The organism is Micromonospora solifontis (genome assembly GCF_003725545.1).
In the GTDB taxonomy this organism is placed as follows: Bacteria; Actinomycetota; Actinomycetes; order Mycobacteriales; family Micromonosporaceae; genus Micromonospora; species Micromonospora solifontis.
In genome coordinates this window covers 60,677-78,585 of the sequence record NZ_RJLN01000003.1, presented here as the reverse complement: position 1 = coordinate 78,585, position 17,909 = coordinate 60,677, and the positions used below count along the sequence as shown (strand labels likewise).

The window sequence follows — 17,909 nt, the reverse complement described above, 5'->3', positions numbered from 1 at the left end:
CGCCCGGCGCGGGCACGCCGGGCATCCCCGTCTCCTACCCCGACGGAAAGGCAACGTAACGCAGTGCGGCCGGCCGTCGCTGGTTACCTGGGCCTCAACCTGACCTAACCGTCCCCCGCCGGCGAGTCGGGCAGCGCCGCTGATCGGGGGCCGGCCGGCCCGGAAACTACCGCTTCCATTTCACGAAAACCCGATCTGTGATCTGCGCTACACCACGCCCCGGTCGCCGGCCGCGGCCCGGACCAGGGCGGTCACCGGGCGGGGATCCCGGTCGTTCTCCGGATGCCACTGCACCCCGAGCAGGAACCGCCGCGTCGGATCCTCGACGGCCTCGACCACCCCGTCGTCGGCCCAGCCGGTCACGGTCAGGCCGCCCGCGTCCGCCACCCCCTGATGGTGGTACGAGTTGACCCGGTCCACCCCGGCCATCACCGCCCCCGCCCGGCTACCGGCGGCGAACCGCACCGGGTGCGAGCCGTAGACGCCGGGGGCGGGGCGGTGGCCGTCGTGACCGACCACGTCCGGCAGGTGCTGGTGCAGCGTGCCGCCGTACGCGACCGCGAGCAGCTGCATCCCCCGGCACACCCCGAGCACCGGCAGGTCGGCGGCGAGCGCGGCGGCCAACAGCGTCAACTCCCCGGCGTCCCGGTCCGGCCGGCTCTCGGTCCGCGGGTCCGGCGGCTGGCCGTACCGCTCGGGGCCGACGTCGGCGCCGCCGGCCAGCAGCAGCCCGTCCAGCACCCGCAGCACGTCCGCGTCCGCGTCGTCCGGGGGCAGCACCACGGCCCGGCCGCCGGCCGCCGTCACCGCCCGGACGTACGCCTGCGGCACCAGCGTCGCCGGCACGTCCCGCCACACCGCCCAGCCGGCCGGCTCGACGTACGCGCTGATCCCGATCAGCGGCCGACTCACCAGGCCGGTCTCCGTTCGCGACTGCGGGGCTCGCAAACCCGGCTCACTCCTCGCGCTCACAGGGGGGTGACGTACGCGCCGGTGATCCCCCCGTCCACCACGAACTGCGCGGCGGTCATGAACGAGGCGTCGTCGCTGGCCAGGAAGGCGACCGCGGCGGCGATCTCCGCCGGGTCGCCGAACCGGCCCATCGGCACGTGGACGAGGCGGCGGGCGGCCCGCTCCGGGTCCTTGGCGAACAGCTCCAGCAGCAGCGGCGTGGCGACCGGGCCGGGGCAGAGCGCGTTCACCCGGATGCCCTCGCGGGCGAACTGCACGCCCAGCTCCCGGGTCATCGCCAGCACCCCGCCCTTGCTCGCGGTGTACGCGATCTGCGACGTCGCCGCGCCCATCAGCGCCACGAACGACGCGGTGTTGATGATCGAGCCCTTGCCCTGCCGGCGCATGTGCGGGATGACGTGCTTGCAGCAGAGGTAGACGCTGGTGGTGTTGACCCGCAGCACCCGTTCCCAGGCGTCCAGCCCGGTCTCCAGGATGGAGTCGTCGTCCGGCGGGGAGATGCCGGCGTTGTTGAACGCCACGTCCACCCGCCCGTGCCGGGCGACCACCCCGTCGAAGAGGTCCCGGACGGCCGCCTCGTCGGCCACGTCGGCGACCACGAACTCCCCGCCCACCTCCCCGGCGGCCCGCTCACCGGCGTCGGCGTCGATGTCCACGCAGACCACCCGCGCCCCCTCGGCGGCGAAGCGCCGGACCGTGGCCAGCCCGATCCCGCTGCCCGCGCCGGTCACCACGGCCACCCGGTCCGTCAATCGACCCTGCACTCTGCTCACTCCTCCGTGCTGATGAACACGTTCTTGACGTCGGTGAAGGCGTGCAACGCGTCCGGGCCCAGCTCGCGGCCCAGGCCGGAGCGCTTCATGCCGCCGAACGGCGTCCAGTAGCGCACCGAGGAGTGCGAGTTGACGCTGAGGTTGCCGGCCTCCACCGCCCGGGCCACCCGGACCGCCCGGCCGACGTCCCGGGTCCAGATCGAGCCGGAGAGGCCGTACTCGGTGTCGTTGGCCAGCCGGATCGCGTCCGCCTCGTCGTCGAACGGGAGCACCGAGACCACCGGGCCGAAGATCTCCTCGCGCCAGTGCCGGTCGGCCGGGCCGTCGGCGAGCAGCACGGTCGGGGCGTACCAGAAGCCGGGGCCGTCGGGGCGGGAGCCGGTGAAGGCCACCTTCGCCCCGTCGACGTACCCGGCGACCCGGTCCCGGTGACCGGCGGAGATCAGCGGGCCCATCTCGGCGCTCTCGGCCGCGGGGTCCTCGACCCGGAACGCGCGCACGGCCGGTTCGAGCAGCTCCAGGAAGCGGTCGTACACCGGGCGCTGGACCAGGATCCGGGAGCGGGCGCAGCAGTCCTGGCCGGCGTTGTCGAAGACCGCGTACGGCGCGGTGGCTGCCGCCCGCTCCAGGTCGGCGTCGGCGAAGACCAGGTTCGCCGACTTGCCGCCCAGCTCCAGGGTCACCCGCTTCACCTGCGCCGCGCAGCCGGCCATGATCCGGGTGCCGACCTCGGTGGAGCCGGTGAAGCAGACCTTCCGCACGGCCGGGTGCGTGACGAACCGCTCGCCGACCACGTCGCCCCGCCCCGGCAGCACGGTGAACACGTCCGGCGGAAGACCCGCCTCCAGGGCCAGTTCGGCCAGGCGCAGCGCGGTCAGCGGGGTCAGCTCGGCCGGCTTCAGCACCACGGTGTTGCCGGCCGCGAGGGCCGGGGCGAACCCCCAGCCGGCGATGGGCATCGGGAAGTTCCACGGCACGATCACCCCGACCACGCCGAGCGGCTCGTGGAAGGTGACGTCGAGCCCGCCGGGCACCGGGATCTGCCGCCCGGTCAGCCGCTCCGGCGCGCCGGCGTAGTAGTCGAGGACGTCCCGGACGTTGCCCGCCTCCCAGCGCGCGTTGCCGATGGTGTGCCCGGCGTTGCGCACCTCCAGCAGCGCCAACTCCTCCAGGTGCGCGTCCACCACCCCGGCGAACCGCCGCAACAGCCGCGCCCGATCCCCCGGCCCCACCTGCCGCCACGCCTCGAACGCGTCAGCCGCCCGTTCAATGGCCGCGTCCACCTCCCCGACCGTGGCGGGTGCCACCTCGGCCAGCACCTCCCCCGTCGCCGGGTTCACCACCTCACTCACGCCCACCCCTTCCCCAACCCCGACCCGCCCTGGCGATCTTGCACTTGCCGCCCCGACAAAAGCCGCTCATCACCCGCACCGTGGGCCGAAAGCGCAAGATCGCGGAAGCGGGGCGGGGCGGGTGGGAGGCCGGGTCAGAGGCGTTCGAAGCCACGGGTCAGCTCCCAGTCGGTGACGGCGGCGTCGAAGGCGGCTAGCTCGACTCTCGCGTGGTTGGCGTAGTGGGCGACGACGTCCTCGCCGAAGGCGTCCACGGCGAGCGTGGAGCCCTGCCAGAGGGTGAGGGCGTCCCGGAGGGTGCCGGGGACCCGCTCGGCGGTCGCGTCGTCGTACGCGTTGCCCGTGCACTCGTCGTCCAGCTCCAGCTCCCGCTCGATGCCGTGCACCGCGCCGGCCACCAGCGCGGCGATCGCCAGGTACGGGTTGACGTCCGCCCCGGGCACCCGGTTCTCCACCCGCATCCCCTGGCCGTGGCCGACCAGCCGCAACGCGCAGGTGCGGTTGTCGGTGCCCCAGCGCAGCGCGGTCGGGGCGAACGAACCCGGCTGGTAGCGCTTGTAGGAGTTGACGTTCGGGGCGAAGAAGAGACTGAACTCGCGCATGGTGGCGAGCAGCCCGGCCAGCACCCGCTGCCCGGTCACCGACAGATTCGCCGGCCCGTCGCCGAGCATGGCCGAGGAGCCGGAGGCGTCGCGCAGCGAGAAGTGGATGTGGCAGGAGTTGCCCTCCCGGGCGTTCGGCTTGGCCATGAACGTGATCGACATGCCCTCCTGGGCGGCGATCTCCTTCGCCCCGTTCTTGTAGATGACGTGGTGGTCGGCGCAGGCCACCGCCTCGTCGTAGCGGAAGGCGATCTCGTGCTGGCCGAGGTTGCACTCGCCCTTGGCGCTCTCCGGCGTCAGCCCCGCCCCGGCCATCTCGGTGCGGATCCGGCGCAGCAGCGGCTCCACCCGGGCGGTGCCGAGCAGCGAGTAGTCCACGTTGTACTGGTTGGCCGGGGTCAGCTCGCGGTAGCCGCGCCGCCACGCCTCCTCGTACGAGTCGCGGTAGAGCACGAACTCCAGCTCGGTGCCGGCGTACGCGGTCAGCCCGTGGGCGGCCAGCCGGTCGAGCTGCCGGCGCAGGATCTGCCGGGGTGAGGCGACCACCGGACCGGAGCCGTCCAGCCACTCCAGGTCGGCCAGGAGCAGGGCGCTCCCCGGCTGCCAGGGCATCCGGCGCAGGGTGGCCAGGTCGGGCCGCATCGCGAAGTCGCCGTACCCGCGTTCCCAGCTGGACATCGCGTACCCGTCGACGGTGTTCATGTCGACGTCGACCGCGAGCAGGTAGTTGCAGCCCTCGCTGCCGTGCCCGACCACCTGGTCCAGGAAGTAGGGGGCGTGGAACCGCTTGCCCTGCAACCGGCCCTGCATGTCGGTGAGCGCCAGCACCACCGTGTCGATCTCGCCCTCGGCGACCGCGACCCGGAGCTGTTCGAGCGTCAGCGGAGCTTTCCTCATCGGGCCTCCCTAGGAAAGGTCTACTACCAGACCTTTGCATCCGTCAATGGTCGGTCCGGCTCACCCGAGCAGCCCGCGCAGCAATTCCGCCGTGCCGTCGCAGTGCTCCTCCATGGCCGAACGCGCACCCTCCGGGTCGCCCCCCAGGATCGCATCGACGACCCGGATGTGCTGGGCGTCGGAGTGGTCGAGATTGCGGTCGATCACCGGGATCGCGGCGAGCAGCCGGTCGAGGGCCAGCTGCACGTCGGCCACGGCGGCGGCCAGCGACGGCGAGCCGCTGGCCGCGGCGATCGCCAGGTGCAGACGGGAGTCCGAGACGCGCCGGGTGAGCGGGTCCCGGTCCCGGGAGGCGGCCAGCGCGGCGACCAGGTGCTGCCGCTGCGCGGCCGACAGGCTCCGGTTGGCGGCCAGCCCCGCGGCGCCCGATTCCAGCACCCGCCGGAAGTCCAACGCGTCGTGCAGGCGGTCACCCATCTCGCGGGCCAGCTCTCCCGCGTCCGGGCGGCCGTCACCGGCGCCGGGTGCGGGCCGCGCCGACACGACGAAGGTGCCGCCGGTCCGGCCGCGGCGGGACTCCAGGTAGCCGGCGTCCCGCAGGGCCGCGATCGCCTCCCGCAGCGTCACCCGGCTGACCTGGAGCCGGTCGGCCAGCTCGCGCTCGGCCGGCAGCCGCTCGCCGACCCGTACCATGCCGAGCTTGATGGCCTGGACGAGCCGGGCGACGGTGATCTCGAAGGCGTTGCCGCCGCGCACCGGACGCCACACCGGCAGGGCTGGCACGGTGCCGGCGTCCCCCGTCCACAGCCCGTCCCCGCCCGCCGCGCGGGCGGCGGCGGGCGGCCCGGCGGTCCCGGCGTCGGTCCCCATCGGCCGTCCCCTCCCCGCGTCCGGTCGGCGTGGCGGGCGCGCTCCGGCGCCCGCCCGCCACGCCCGGCAACCTACTCGGCGGTGGCCTCGCTGACCGGTTCGGCACCCGCCGCCGGCCGGGGGATCACCGGGTCCGGCACGTTGTGCCGGGGGCCGGTGAACCAGCGCCGGGCACTGAACACCCACCAGAGCCAGGCGCCACCGAGCACGACGCCGACCGCGACGATGGTGTAGTTGAAGGTGCTGGCGGTGACGGGGCTGCTCGTGGGCAGCACGAACAGGACGCAGATGATCGCGACCCAGACGATCGCCGTCCACCCGACCGGCGCGCTCCACCGGCCGAGGTTCCACGGGCCCACCGCGAGGTCCGCCGCGCGCCGGCGCAGGAAGACCGGGGCCACGTACGCGATGTAGAGGCCGATCACGGCGATCGAGGTGGCCGCCAGGTAGGCGGTGGTGTTCCACAGGGACGGCAGGACCAGCAGTGCGGAACACGCCACGCAGAGCCAGATGGAGTTCGTCGGCGTGCCCGTGCGCGGGTTGACCCGCTTCCAGATCCGCGAGCCGGGCAGGGCGCCGTCCCGGCTGAACGCGTACGCCATGCGGGAGTTCGCCGTGACCGACGCCATGCCGCAGAAGAACTGCGCGACCACGCAGATGAAGAGCAGGAACGTGCCGAGGTCGCGGCCGGCGGCGTCGATGAAGATCTGCGCCGGGGGCAACCCCAGCTCCGTCGTGCGCTCCGCCTGGTAGTCCTGGATGGACCAGGTGATGGCGAACAGGAGCACGAAGCCGGCGATGACCGAGACCACCACCGACATGACGATGCCGCGCGGCGCCGAGCGGGCGGCGTCGTGCGTCTCCTCCGCCACGTGCGCGCTCGCGTCGTAACCGGTGTAGGTGTACTGCGCCATCAGCAGTCCGATGAGGACGGCGTACCCGGCCGCGCCGGCGAAGGTGAAGCCGGTCTCGTTGCGTACCTCGAGGAAGACCTCGGAGATGGGCTTGTGCTGGTCGGGCACGATCGCGAGGACGACCACGATGACCGCCACGCCGACGAGGTGCCACCAGGCGCTGATGTCCGACAGGACCCGCACGAGATTGACCCCGAAGGTGTTGAGCAGGCCGTGGGCGACGATGATCAACAGGAAGATCAGGAAGGTGCGTCCGGCGGTCACCTCCATGTCGAAGGCGAGGCTCAGGAAGGCCGCCGTGGTGATCGCGGCGCCGAAGTCGATCGCGGCGGTCACCGCCACCTCGCCGAGGAAGTTGAACCAGCCGACGAACCAGGCCCAGGCGGCCTTGTTGCGCTTGGCCAGTGCGGCGGCCCACCAGTAGAGGGCGCCGGCGGTGGGATAGATCGAGCAGATCTCGGCCATGGCCAGCGCGACGAAGACGACCATGACGCCGACGAAGAGCCAGCCGAGCGTGATGGCCAGCGGGCCGCCCGCCGTCATGGCGATGCCGTACGACGTGATGGCGCCGGCCAGGATGGAGATGATGGAGAACGAGACCGCGAAGTTGGAGAAGCCGGACAGCTTTCGGCGGAGCTCCTGCTGGTAGCCCAGCTGGGCGAGCCGATCCTCGTCGGAGATCGGGGTGGGTCGGGGTACTCCGTCCTCAATCGTTGAGCTCATCGTGTCTCCCTTGGACGGGCGGAGACTGTGACCTGCGTCACCGTCTGACGGGATAATGCGGCCACGGGTAGAACCAGGTCAATGGAGGTCGCCCGAAAAATTCGACCGGGACCAGACCATTGACCGACGCCGGTGTCGCGCCTCCCGGGCCGGCGTCAAATCCGGTTGCCGGACCGGGCGGTCCGCCGGCATGCTTGAGCCCGTGACCAGGCCCGATCGCGACGGGCCGACACCGGGCGCTCGGCAACGCCCGGTCCGCGCCGGCGCGGGGCGTCCACCTCTCTCTCACTGACGTACGGCGATCCGCCGTACCCTTCGGACGCCCCGCGCCGCCGCTCTCTGCCGATCGTCAGGACGGCCCGCCGGCGGCGACCCAGGCCAGCAGGAAGTCCGCGGCCGGCACGGCGAAGAGCAGGCAGACCGCGGCCAGCCGCGGGATGGACGGCCGCCGGACGGCGACCACGTACCCGGCGACCAGCACCGGCGCCCAGACCGTCTGCAGCAGCCAGGAGTTCCGCCGGACCAGCAGGTCCAGGTGGCAGCTGACCAGCCACAGCGCCGTCGCCGCCACCCAGAGGGCGATCCCGGCCCGCCGGCACACCCGGGGCGTCCAGCGGACCGCCGCGGTGGTGTCACCGGCCGCCGCGTCGGCGTCGGCGTCCAGCACCGTCGTCGGCAGATAGAGCGCAGCCACCAGGAGCAGGCCCAGCAGCGCCACCGGGACCGGGTAGTCGGTGACCGGCCGGTGCAGCGACCAGCCCGCCACCGGCGCGAGCACGCCGACGGTGACAGCGTTGGCGGCGACGTCGAGGCCGGGCCGGGCCTTGAGACGGACCGGCGGGGCACTGTAGAGCCAGCCGAGCAGCAGCACCGCGGCGGTGCCGGCGGCGAAGTCCGGCCCGACCGCCGCCGCCACGCCGAGCGCCGCGACGGAGGCGCCGATGTGCCAGCGGACCAGGTCCGCCTCGGTGAGCAGAGCGGTGACCAGCGGCGCGGTGGACTTGCGCGGGTTCCGCCGGTCGCTGGGCAGGTCGTGCAGATCGTTGACCGCGAGGACGGAAGCCCAGACCAGCGGCCCGAGCACGACCAGCGCGGCCAGCGACCGCGGCACCGCCTCGGCGGGTGGCCACCAGCCGCGCGTCGCGAGCACGGAACCGGCGTAGGCGGCCGCCCAGCCGAGCGGCCAGAACCACGGGCGGGTCAGGCGCAGCACCGCCCAGGCCCGGGCCGCTCGCGGGCGGGCGGCGGGACGCAGGAGGACCATGGACCCGACGTTAGGATCCGGCCGGACGGCCGCCCTCACGCTCGCGGGTCGGTCGCCTCCCCCGGCGGAGGGAATTCCGGCTCCGGCACCCGCAGGACCAGACCGGGCTCGGCGACCTGGACCGGACCCGGGTACGACCGGCGGGCCGCCGCGACCGCCGGGTCCGGCGGTGATCCCGGCCAGAGGTGGGTGAGCAGCACTCGCCGTACCCGGGCCGCCGCCGCGTAGCGGCCGACCTCCGCGGCGCTGGACAGGTTGCCGGCGTGCCGCTCGGGAATCTCCTCGGGGTACGTCGCGTCGGCGATCAACAGGTCGGCGTCCCGGGCCAGCCCGACGAGGTCCGGGCTGGACCCGGTGTCCCCCGTGTAGGCCAGCACCGCGTCCCGGCCGGCGAACCGGGCACCGGCGTTGGGCACCCAGTGCGGCAACGACCAGGTGTCCACCCGGAACGGCCCGAGCCCGAACGCGTCTCCCGGGACGAAGGCTCGCAACCGGTACGCCGGCTCCACCAGGCCCGGCTCGTCGATGGCGAGCAGGCGGTCCAGGCTGCCGGCGGGCGCGTGGACGGGCAGCGGGGGGCCGGAGCGGTCGGCGAGCACCCGGGCCCGCAGCAGCGGTTGCAGGTCGGCACAGTGATCCGGGTGGCCGTGGCTGACGTACACGGCGTCCACCCGGTCGGCCGGGACGCGCGCCAGCAGCGGTTGCAGGGTCGCGTAACCGGGGTCGATCAGCAGCCGGAAGCCCTCGTGTTCGACCAGGAAGCCGGAGCAGGCCTGCTCGGCGGTGGGCCACGCGCCGAGGCCGCCGAGGACGGTGATCCGCATGGGACCACCCTAGCGTCGTCCGCGGCCGTGCCCCTCAGGCGAACAGCAGGCCGGCCACCCAGAGGGCGGCGATGACCACGCCGGCCAGGAACTCCACCAGCATGGACAGCCCGGCCGCCTTGAGCGCCTGCACGGTGGCCGGCCAGGCGAGCTGGTTGCTGCCCAGCCGGAGCCGTTCGGCACCCCAGATCCCGCCGACGAAGCCGATCGGCAGGCCGACCACCGGGATGACGAAGAACCCGATCAGCCCGAGCAGGCCCCCGGCCAGCAGGGACGACGTCGGCACCCCGGTGCGCTTCAGGTTCCGCCCCGGCCAGGCGTACTTGACGACCGCGCCGCCGGCCGCGACCACGGTGGCGGCGGCGAGCACCGCCCAGCGGCCCGGGCCGGCCCCGCCGAACAGCGCCCACACCAGCACCCCGCCCCAGCAGAGCGGCAGCGCCGGCAGCCCGGGCACCACCACCCCGGCCAGCCCGGCCAGGATCGCCAGCGCGGCGACCAGGGACACCACCGCCTGCGTGTCGGTCAGACTCATGCCGCCTTCCCGCCGCCGGCCAGCCGGGCCCGGATCCGGTCGGCCGGCATCGGGGCGCCGAACCAGCGGCCCTGCCCGGTGTCGCAGCGCAGCGCCCGCAGCCGCTCGGCCTGCGCCTCAGTCTCCACCGCCTCCGCGGTTACCCAGAGCTCCAGGGCGTGGGCCAGCCGCACCAGCGCGTCGACGATCCGTTCGTCCCGGTGGTCGCCGTCCGTCCCGTCGGCCCGGATCCCCTCGACGAACGGGCCGGCCAGCTTGAGGCAGTGGATCGGCAGCCGCCGCAGGTACGCCAGGTTGGAGTAGCCGGTGCCGAAGTCGTCGATGGCCAGCCGGACGCCGAGGCCGGCGAGGCGGCGCAGGGAACGCAGCGGCTCGCCGGCGGTGCCCATCACGGCGCTCTCGGTCAGCTCCAGTTGGAGCAGCTCGGCGGGGAGCCCGGTGTGCTGCAACGCCTCGGCGACGGTCTCCACGATGCCCGGGTCGTCGGCCTGCCGGGCGGCCAGGTTGACGCTGACCACCAGCCGCGTCGCGGGATACGCCCGCCGCCAGCTCTCGGCGTCCCGGCACGCCTGCTTCAACACCCAGGCGCCGAGCCGGACGATCAGGCCGGTCTCCTCGGCCAGCCCGATGAACCGGTCCGGGCCGATCAGCCCCAGCTCCGGGTGCTGCCAGCGGACCAGCGCCTCGACCGCCACCATCGACTCGTCGAGCAGGGACACGATGGGCTGGTAGTGCACCACGAACTCGCCCCGGTCCAGCGCGGCCGGCAGCCCGGCGGCCAGGGCCGAACGGGCGATGTCGGCGGCGCTGCGCTCCGGGTCGTAGACCGCCCAACGGCCCCGCCCCTCGGCCTTGGCCCAGTAGAGGGTGATGTCGGCGGCCTTCATCAGCTCCGAGACACTGGTCTCCGCCGCCGGGCACTCCACGATGCCGATGCTGGCCGACACGGCGAGCTGCTGGTCCCCGACATGGACCGGGGCGGAGACCGCCGCGAGCGCCAGCTCGGCCACCTCCACCGCGTCGTCGAGGCCGCCGTCGGAGTCGACCAGGATGACGAACTCGTCGCCGCCCATCCGCGCCACCAGATGCCCCTGGCCGGACACGGAGTCGGCCAACCGCCGGCCGATCACCTTGAGCAGCCGGTCCCCGAGGTCGTGGCCGAGGCTGTCGTTGATCGCCTTGAAGCCGTCCAGGTCGATGAAGCAGATCCCGACCCGCTGCTCCGGACCGGCGGTGCCGAAGACCCGGCCCAGGGTCTCGAAGAAGAGCGTCCGGTTGGGCAGGCCGGTGAGCGGATCGTGCAGCGCCTGGAAGCGCAGCCGCTGCTGGAGCTCGTACCGCTCGGTGATGTCCTCGATCATGGCGACGGTGAACCGGGGGCGGCCGTCGTCGTAGCGGATCAGCGAGACGGCGAGATCGGTCCAGACGGTGCTGCCGTCCTTGCGGTAGTAGCGCTTCTCCACCCGTACGCTGTCGTGCTTGCCCTCGATCAGCTCCTGGTAGAGCTCCCACATGCCGGCCGCGTCGTCGGCGTGGAACAGCGCGGCGACGTTGATCTCGCGCAGCTCCTCGGCGGAATAGCCGAGCATGTCCGCGAAGGACTGGTTGACCTCCAGGATGGTGCCGTCCATGTCGGCGATGCCGATCCCGATCGCGGCGCCGGTGAACACCGCGCGGAACCGGGCCTCGCTGTCCCGTAGCGCCTGCTCCACCGCGTCCCGGGCCTGCCAGGCGGAGCGGGCGATCCGCTCCTGCTGGCTGAAGGTCCGGTCGCGCAGCGCCCGGGCGAAGCCGGCCGCGAGGGCGCCCTGCAGCGCGGCGACCCGCTCGCGAGCCTCCGGCTGCTCCGCCCGGGAGGCCACCACCCAGGGCAGGAACCGGTCGCCGAGCGCCTGGACCGACCAGTCCAGCACGCCCGGCTCGGTCAGGTGCGCCTCCACCAGGGCCCGCCCGACGTCCTCGGCCGCGTCGGCGGAGAACGCCGGGGCGAGCAGGGCCTGCCCGAGGCGTACGGTGTGCACCAGCAGCAGCCGCTCGGTCTCGGCCGCGCTGAGCGGCACGAATCCGATGCGCCGCACGGCCCGGGCCCACTCGGCGGCGTACGCCTGGGCGCCCGGTCGACTGAACCCGCCCCCGTCGGGGTCCGGGGCGCGCATGTCGGCTCAGCCGGCGGGCCGGTCGTACCGGGCGACGCCGCCGAACGCCCCGAACCGCTCGGGGTGCTCGTCCACGTCGGACGGTGAGTCGGGCCGCCACAGCGGCATGTGCACCACGCCCGGTTCGAGGATCGTCCAGTCGCCGAAGTAGCCGGTGATCTCGGCGCGGGACCGGAGGGTGATCTCCGTGGCGGTACGCGCGGAGAGCCGCTGCGCGTCCAGCATCTCCTGCGGCTGGTCCTCGAAGGTCGAGTGGGAGATGACCAGGAAGCTGCCGGGTGCGGCGGCGGCCCGCAGGGTGGCCAGGATGTCGCCCGGCCGGTCGGCGTCGGGGATGAAGTGCACCACCCCGGCGAGCAGGATGCCGAGCGGGCGGTCGAAGTCGATCAGGCCGCCGGCCCGGGCGTGGTCCAGGATCAGCTTCGGCTCGCGCAGGTCGCCGTGCAGGGCGACGGCCCGGTCGTTGCCGGCGAGCAGGTCCTTGCTGTGCGCCACCGCGACCGGGTCGATGTCGACGTAGACGATTCGCGCCTGCGGGTTGGCCGCCTGGGCCACCTCGTGCACGTTGCCCACGGTGGGAATCCCGGAGCCGATGTCGAGGAACTGGTCAATACCCGCGTCGAGCAGCGCCCGCACCGCCCGGCGCAGGAACTCCCGGCCGGCACGCATGGTGGCGGGCAGGTTCGGGGTCATGGCCGCGATCTGCTCGGCGAGCTGCCGGTCGATCTCGAAGTTGTGCGCGCCGCCGAGAAAGTAGTCGTAGACCCGGGCCGCGCTCGGTCGGCTCAGGTCGATCTCGGCGGGAAGTCCGTCCGGCGTCTGCATCGCTCGGTCCCCCAGGTCGTCACCGCGTAGCTGTGGTCGACACCACTCTATGCGCGCGCTCCCAGATCCGGGATATCCACTTTCGACGGACGGCCCGGCGGTGGGCCGCCGGGCCGTCCGGCCCCGGTCAGCCGACCGACTCCAGCAGCAGCGAGATGCCCTGCCCGACGCCGATGCACATGGTGGCCAGGGCCCGCAGGCCGCCCCGGCGGCGCAGCTCCAGCGCGGCGGTGAGGGCCAGCCGGGCACCGCTGGCGCCGAGCGGGTGGCCGAGGGCGATCGCCCCGCCGTTCGGGTTGACGTGCTCGGCGTCCTCGGGCAGCCCCAGCTCGCGCAGCACCGCGACGGACTGGGCGGCGAACGCCTCGTTCAGCTCGATCACGTCGACGTCGGCCAGGCCCAGGCCGTACCGGTCGAGCAGCTTGCGGGTGGCCGGCACCGGCCCGATCCCCATGATCCGCGGCGCGACGCCAGCCGCCGCCGCGCCGGTGACCCGGGCCAGCGGGGTGAGCCCGTACCGGGCGACGGCCGCCTCGGAGGCGACCAGCAGGGCCACCGCGCCGTCGTTGACGCCGGAGGAGTTGCCGGCGGTCACCGTGCCGCCCTCGCGGAACGGGGTGGGCAGCGCGGCGAGCTTCTCCAGCGAGGTCTCCCGGGGGTGCTCGTCGACCTCGACCAGCTTCGTCTCGCGCTTCCCGGCCGGCACGGTGACCGGCACGATCTCCTCGGCCAGCCGGCCGTCGGCCTGCGCCTTGGCCGCGCGCTGCTGGGAGCGGAGGGCGAACTCGTCCTGCGCCGCCCGGTCCACGCCGTAGTCGGCGGCGACGTTCTCCGCCGTCTCCGGCATCGAGTCGATGCCCCAGCCCTGCCTCATCAGCGGGTTGACCAGCCGCCAGCCGATGGTGGTGTCGTAGACCTCGGCGGTGCGGGCGAACGCGGTGGTCGCCTTCGGCATCACGAAGGGGGCGCGGCTCATGCTCTCCACCCCGCCGGCGACCACCAGGTCGGCCTCGCCCGCCACGATCGACCGGGCGGCGGTGGCCAGGGCGTCCAGGCCGGAGCCGCAGAGCCGGTTGACCGTGCTGCCGGGCACCTCCTCGGGCAGCCCGGCGAGCAGCGCCGCCATCCGGGCCACGTTGCGGTTGTCCTCGCCGGCCTGGTTGGCGCAGCCCAGGATCACGTCGTCGGTGCGGGCCCAGTCCACGCCGGGGTGGCGGGCGACCAGTTCGCGGATCACGTGGGCGGCCAGGTCGTCGGGGCGGACCCCGGCGAGGGCGCCGGCGTACCGGCCGATCGGGGTACGGACTCCGGCCACGAGGTATGCCACGGTCATCGACGCACGTCCTTCGGGGGTGGGAAGGGGCTGGCGGCGGGTCGCCCACCGGGTCACGGGGACGCCCGGCGCCAGGATATCCACGCCCGGAACGGCTAGGTTGGCGGCATGGCCCGGGCTCAGTTCAGCGCAGAGAGCACCCGCAGCGGCGAGTTCGTCCGCCAACCCAACCGGTTCACCGGTCGGGTCACGCCGCACTCCACCTCGCCGGAGGGTGGCGGCCCCGACGAGGCGGACCGCTGGCCGCTGGAGGCCGGGCGCTACCGGCTGATCTGGTGCCGGGCCTGCCCCTGGGCGCACCGGGCCCGGATCGTCCGCGGCCTGCTCGGCCTGGACGAGGTGATCTCGCTGGGCACGGTCGACCCGATCCGGGACGAGCGAGGCTGGCGGTTCGCCCTCGACCCGGACGGCTTCGACCCGGTGCTGGGGATCGGCTTCCTCTCCGACGCGTACCTGGCCACCGACCCGGACTACACCGGCCGGGTGACGGTGCCGGCGCTGGTCGACACGCGCACCGGCCGGGTGGTGACCAACGACTATCCGCAGCTCACCCTGGACTTCTCCACCGAGTGGCGGCGGTTCCACAAGCCGGGCGCGCCGGATCTCTACCCGGTCGAGCTGCGGCCGGAGCTGGACGCGCTGATGGCGGAGATCCACCGGGACGTCAACAACGGCGTCTACCGGTGCGGCTTCGCCACCTCCCAGGAGGCGTACGACGAGGCGTACCGGGCGCTCTTCGCCCGGCTCGACGCCCTGTCCGAGCGGCTGGCCGGGCAGCGCTACCTGATGGGCGACCGGATCACCGAGGCGGACGTGCGGCTGTTCACCACCCTGGTCCGCTTCGACGTGGCCTACCACGGGCACTTCAAGTGCAACCGGCAGAAGCTGACCGAGATGCCGGTGCTCTGGGCGTACGCCCGGGACCTGTTCCAGACCCCGGGCTTCGGCGAGACGGTGGACTTCGACCACATCAAGCGGCACTACTACGCCACCCACGAAATGATCAACCCGAGCCGGATCGTGCCGCTGGGTCCGGACCTGTCCGGTTGGACCACGCCGCACGCGCGGGGCTGAGCCGGGCGGCGGCACCGCCGCCGCGAATGATCGGACCGCCTTGACGTTCCGGAACGCCCGACCGACCGCTGCGGCCGACGGCGGGGAGACGGGCGGGCACCCTGTAAGGATCGTCACGCAGATCGCTCCTTCCACCTGGGAACCGGCTGGGAGTAGCGTCGGCAGGCGATGACCAACGTCTGGCACCTCACCGTGCGCCTGTACGTCGACCTCCGACGGCAGGCCAGCGGCATCTGTCCGGCGCAGCTCCGCCCCTGACGCTGCCCGTTCACCCGCACCCAGACCTTGGACAGATCATCATGGCTTCCGCCCTGCGCAAGTTCCCCTTCTCCGTGCAGATCCTGCTCGGCCTCGTGCTCGGCGTGGCGCTCGGCTTCCTCGCCCGCGCCAACGACCTCGCCTGGCTGACCAGCACCCTCGACACCGTCGGCCACCTCTTCGTCCAGCTGCTCAAACTGGCCGTGCCGCCGCTGGTCTTCACCGCCATCGTGGTCAGCGTGGTCAGCCTGCGCGGCGTGGCCAACGCCGCCCGGCTGGCCGTCCGGACCCTGCTCTGGTTCGGCATCACCGCCCTGATCGCGGTGAGCATCGGCATCGGCCTCGGCCTGCTCACCGACCCGGGCAAGGGGGTGACGCTCGACCTGGCCGGCGCCACCGCGCCGAAGAAGACCGGCTCCTGGACCGACTTCCTCGCCGGCATCGTCCCGACCAACCCGGTCGGCGCGTTCGTCGAGGGCAACGTCCTGCAGATCGTGTTCCTCGCCCTGGTCGTCGGCGCCGCCGCGCTGCTCATCGGCGAGGCCGCCGAGCCGTTCGTGACGCTCAACCGCTCGGTGCTCGCCATCGTGCAGAAGGCGCTCTGGTGGGTCATCCGGCTCGCCCCGATCGGCACCCTCGGCCTGATCGGCAACGCCGTCGCCTCGTACGGCTGGGACCTGCTGGCCCCGCTCGCCAGGTTCACCACCGCCGTCTACGTCGGCTGCGCGATCGTGCTGTTCGTGGTCTACCCGGTGCTGCTGGTCGCCGCCGGCCGGCTCAACCCGCTGCGCTTCTTCGCCGGCGCCTGGCCCGCCATCGAGCTGGCCTTCGTCTCCCGCTCCTCGGTGGGCACCATGCCGGTGACCCAGCGCTCCGTCGAGCGGCTCGGCGTCCCCCGCGAGTACGCCTCGTTCGCGGTCCCGTTCGGCGCCACCACCAAGATGGACGGCTGCGCGGCCGTCTACCCGGCCCTCGCGGCGATCTTCGTCGCGCAGGTCTTCGGCATTCACCTCGGCGTCACCGACTACCTGCTGATCGCCTTCGTCTCGGTGGTCGGCTCGGCGGCCACCGCCGGCCTCACCGGCGCGATCGTGATGCTGACCCTGACCCTGAGCACGCTGGGCCTGCCGCTGGCCGGCGCCGGTCTGCTGCTGGCGATCGACCCGATCCTGGACATGATGCGTACCGCCACCAACGTGGCCGGCCAGGCGCTCGTGCCGACCATCGTGGCGGCCCGGGAGGGCACCCTCGACCGGGCGGCGTACGACTCGGCCGGCAGGCGCGACCTGGTCGACGCCGACGCGCTGCGGCCGACCCGCTCCGACGAGGAGTTGGCGCCCGTCCCCGCCTGACCCGCACGTCCGGGTGCGTCTCCGGTCGCTCCGGCGGCAGGAGACGCACCCGGACCTCCGGCCCGCCGCCCCTCCCGGGAGGATCACCGCATGAGTGCCCTGTTCACCCCGCTCACCCTGCGCGGCGTCACCCTGCCCAACCGGGTGGCGCTCGCCTCGATGTGCCAGTACAGCGCCGGGCCGGACGGCCTGCCCACCGACTGGCACCGGATCCACCTCGGCTCCCGCGCGGTCGGTGGGGCCGGCCTGATCCTCACCGAGGCCACCGCCGTGGTGCCCGAGGGGCGGATCAGCCCGCAGGACGTCGGGCTCTGGTCCGGCGCGCACGTCGACGCGTGGCGGCCGATCACCGCGTTCGTCGCCGCGCAGGGCGCGGTGCCGGCCGTGCAGCTCGCGCATGCCGGGTTCAAGGCCTCGACGTACCGGCCGTGGGCCGGGCACCGGGGCGGCGTGCCGGACGCCGAGGGCGGCTGGACCCCGGTCGGCCCCGGCGACGACCCGTTCCTGCCCGACTACCGCCGGCCAGCCGCGCTGGACGAGGCCGGGATCGCCGCGGTGGTCGAGGCGTTCTCCGCCGCCGCGGCCCGGGCCCTCGACGCCGGTTTCGCCGCGGTGGAGATCCACGCCGCGCACGGCTACCTGCTGCACGAGTTCCTGTCCCCGCTGACCAACCACCGCACCGACGGCTACGGCGGCGACCGGGCAGGCCGGATGCGGTTCACCCTGGAGGTGGCCCGCGCGGTCCGCGCCACGGTCGGCGAGGCGGTGCCGGTGCTGACCCGGATCTCCGCCACCGACTGGGTGGACGGCGGTTGGACCGTCGAGGACAGCGTGGCCCTCGCCGCCGAGCTGGCCGGCGCCGGGGTGGACCTGGTGGACACCTCCACCGGCGGCGTCTCGCCCGCGGCGGGCATCCCCGTCGGCCCCGGCTACCAGGTGCCCCTGGCCGCCCGGATCCGGCGCGACGCGGGCATCCCCACCGGCGCGGTCGGCCTGATCACGGAGCCGGAGCAGGCCGAGCAGATCGTCGCCGGCGGCGAGGCGGACCTGGTGCTGCTCGGCCGCGAGCTGCTGCGCGACCCCTACTGGCCGCGCCGCGCCGCCGCCAAGCTCGGCGCCGAACCCCACTGGCCCAACCAGTACACCCGCGCCCTCTAACCCACCCCCCCAACCCCCCCAACCCCC

At 73.7% G+C, this 17,909-nt stretch carries 15 protein-coding genes; 3 read left to right on the top strand and 12 right to left on the bottom strand.

What is annotated here, in order from left to right:
* Positions 1-207 precede the first annotated feature (207 nt).
* The 12 genes from EFE23_RS01905 to pcaF all read right to left on the bottom strand — a co-directional run bounded on the left by EFE23_RS01905 (position 208) and on the right by pcaF (position 14,040).
* Positions 208-912 carry a gamma-glutamyl-gamma-aminobutyrate hydrolase family protein gene (locus EFE23_RS01905; protein WP_233600821.1) on the bottom strand — a complete coding sequence of 235 codons (705 nt, stop codon included), beginning with the start codon at positions 910-912 and terminating at the stop codon, positions 208-210.
* Positions 913-968: 56 nt separating this feature from the next.
* Complete coding sequence (locus EFE23_RS01900) at positions 969-1,736, bottom strand: 3-oxoacyl-ACP reductase (protein WP_123239115.1); 768 nt, start codon at positions 1,734-1,736, stop codon at positions 969-971.
* Between the two features lie 5 nt (positions 1,737-1,741).
* Complete coding sequence (locus EFE23_RS01895; protein ID WP_123239175.1) at positions 1,742-3,097, bottom strand: aldehyde dehydrogenase family protein; 1,356 nt, start codon at positions 3,095-3,097, stop codon at positions 1,742-1,744.
* 134 nt (positions 3,098-3,231) lie between these two features.
* Positions 3,232-4,596, bottom strand: a complete 1,365-nt coding sequence (locus EFE23_RS01890) for a glutamine synthetase family protein (protein ID WP_123239114.1) — start codon at positions 4,594-4,596, stop codon at positions 3,232-3,234.
* A 60-nt stretch (positions 4,597-4,656) separates the two neighbouring features.
* Positions 4,657-5,466, bottom strand: a complete 810-nt coding sequence (locus EFE23_RS01885) for a FadR/GntR family transcriptional regulator (protein WP_123239113.1) — start codon at positions 5,464-5,466, stop codon at positions 4,657-4,659.
* 71 nt (positions 5,467-5,537) lie between these two features.
* Positions 5,538-7,103, bottom strand: coding sequence for an amino acid permease (locus EFE23_RS01880; protein WP_123239112.1), 1,566 nt, complete (start codon positions 7,101-7,103; stop codon positions 5,538-5,540).
* A gap of 349 nt (positions 7,104-7,452) precedes the next feature.
* Positions 7,453-8,367 carry a UbiA family prenyltransferase gene (locus EFE23_RS01875; RefSeq protein WP_123239111.1) on the bottom strand — a complete coding sequence of 305 codons (915 nt, stop codon included), beginning with the start codon at positions 8,365-8,367 and terminating at the stop codon, positions 7,453-7,455.
* 35 nt (positions 8,368-8,402) lie between these two features.
* Positions 8,403-9,191: an MBL fold metallo-hydrolase gene (locus EFE23_RS01870; RefSeq protein WP_123239110.1), complete on the bottom strand. Its 789-nt coding sequence runs from the start codon at positions 9,189-9,191 to the stop codon at positions 8,403-8,405.
* Positions 9,192-9,225: 34 nt separating this feature from the next.
* Positions 9,226-9,726 (bottom strand): DUF456 domain-containing protein, encoded by a 501-nt coding sequence (locus EFE23_RS01865; protein ID WP_123239109.1) that lies wholly within the window; start codon positions 9,724-9,726, stop codon positions 9,226-9,228.
* Complete coding sequence (locus EFE23_RS01860; protein WP_123239108.1) at positions 9,723-11,882, bottom strand: putative bifunctional diguanylate cyclase/phosphodiesterase; 2,160 nt, start codon at positions 11,880-11,882, stop codon at positions 9,723-9,725. Before EFE23_RS01860 ends, EFE23_RS01865 begins: the two co-directional genes overlap by 4 nt.
* Positions 11,883-11,888: 6 nt before the next feature.
* Entirely contained in the window at positions 11,889-12,707 is an 819-nt protein-coding gene (locus EFE23_RS01855) for an SAM-dependent methyltransferase (RefSeq protein ID WP_123239107.1), read from the bottom strand.
* A 127-nt stretch (positions 12,708-12,834) separates the two neighbouring features.
* Positions 12,835-14,040: a 3-oxoadipyl-CoA thiolase gene (pcaF, locus tag EFE23_RS01850; protein WP_123239106.1), complete on the bottom strand. Its 1,206-nt coding sequence runs from the start codon at positions 14,038-14,040 to the stop codon at positions 12,835-12,837.
* Positions 14,041-14,148: 108 nt separating this feature from the next.
* Between pcaF and EFE23_RS01845 the strand changes: the two genes are divergently transcribed.
* From EFE23_RS01845 to EFE23_RS01835, 3 genes are all read left to right on the top strand, one after another.
* Positions 14,149-15,114 carry a glutathione S-transferase family protein gene (locus EFE23_RS01845; RefSeq protein ID WP_123239105.1) on the top strand — a complete coding sequence of 322 codons (966 nt, stop codon included), beginning with the start codon at positions 14,149-14,151 and terminating at the stop codon, positions 15,112-15,114.
* 311 nt (positions 15,115-15,425) lie between these two features.
* Entirely contained in the window at positions 15,426-16,724 is a 1,299-nt protein-coding gene (locus EFE23_RS01840) for a dicarboxylate/amino acid:cation symporter (protein WP_199736889.1), read from the top strand.
* A gap of 90 nt (positions 16,725-16,814) precedes the next feature.
* Positions 16,815-17,882, top strand: a complete 1,068-nt coding sequence (locus tag EFE23_RS01835) for an NADH:flavin oxidoreductase/NADH oxidase (protein WP_123239103.1) — start codon at positions 16,815-16,817, stop codon at positions 17,880-17,882.
* Positions 17,883-17,909 lie beyond the last annotated feature (27 nt).

Bases quoted from the DNA above. Each gene is read 5' to 3' on its own strand.
- EFE23_RS01875 (WP_123239111.1), bottom strand. From the start codon at position 8,367: ATGGTCCTCCTGCGTCCCGCCGCCCGCCCGCGAGCGGCCCGGGCCTGG.
- EFE23_RS01835 (WP_123239103.1), top strand. From the start codon at position 16,815: ATGAGTGCCCTGTTCACCCCGCTCACCCTGCGCGGCGTCACCCTGCCC.
- EFE23_RS01855 (WP_123239107.1), bottom strand. From the start codon at position 12,707: ATGCAGACGCCGGACGGACTTCCCGCCGAGATCGACCTGAGCCGACCG.
- EFE23_RS01870 (WP_123239110.1), bottom strand. From the start codon at position 9,191: ATGCGGATCACCGTCCTCGGCGGCCTCGGCGCGTGGCCCACCGCCGAG.
- EFE23_RS01890 (WP_123239114.1), bottom strand. From the start codon at position 4,596: ATGAGGAAAGCTCCGCTGACGCTCGAACAGCTCCGGGTCGCGGTCGCC.
- EFE23_RS01860 (WP_123239108.1), bottom strand. From the start codon at position 11,882: ATGCGCGCCCCGGACCCCGACGGGGGCGGGTTCAGTCGACCGGGCGCC.
- pcaF (WP_123239106.1), bottom strand. From the start codon at position 14,040: ATGACCGTGGCATACCTCGTGGCCGGAGTCCGTACCCCGATCGGCCGG.
- EFE23_RS01885 (WP_123239113.1), bottom strand. From the start codon at position 5,466: ATGGGGACCGACGCCGGGACCGCCGGGCCGCCCGCCGCCGCCCGCGCG.
- EFE23_RS01845 (WP_123239105.1), top strand. From the start codon at position 14,149: ATGGCCCGGGCTCAGTTCAGCGCAGAGAGCACCCGCAGCGGCGAGTTC.
- EFE23_RS01865 (WP_123239109.1), bottom strand. From the start codon at position 9,726: ATGAGTCTGACCGACACGCAGGCGGTGGTGTCCCTGGTCGCCGCGCTG.
- EFE23_RS01880 (WP_123239112.1), bottom strand. From the start codon at position 7,103: ATGAGCTCAACGATTGAGGACGGAGTACCCCGACCCACCCCGATCTCC.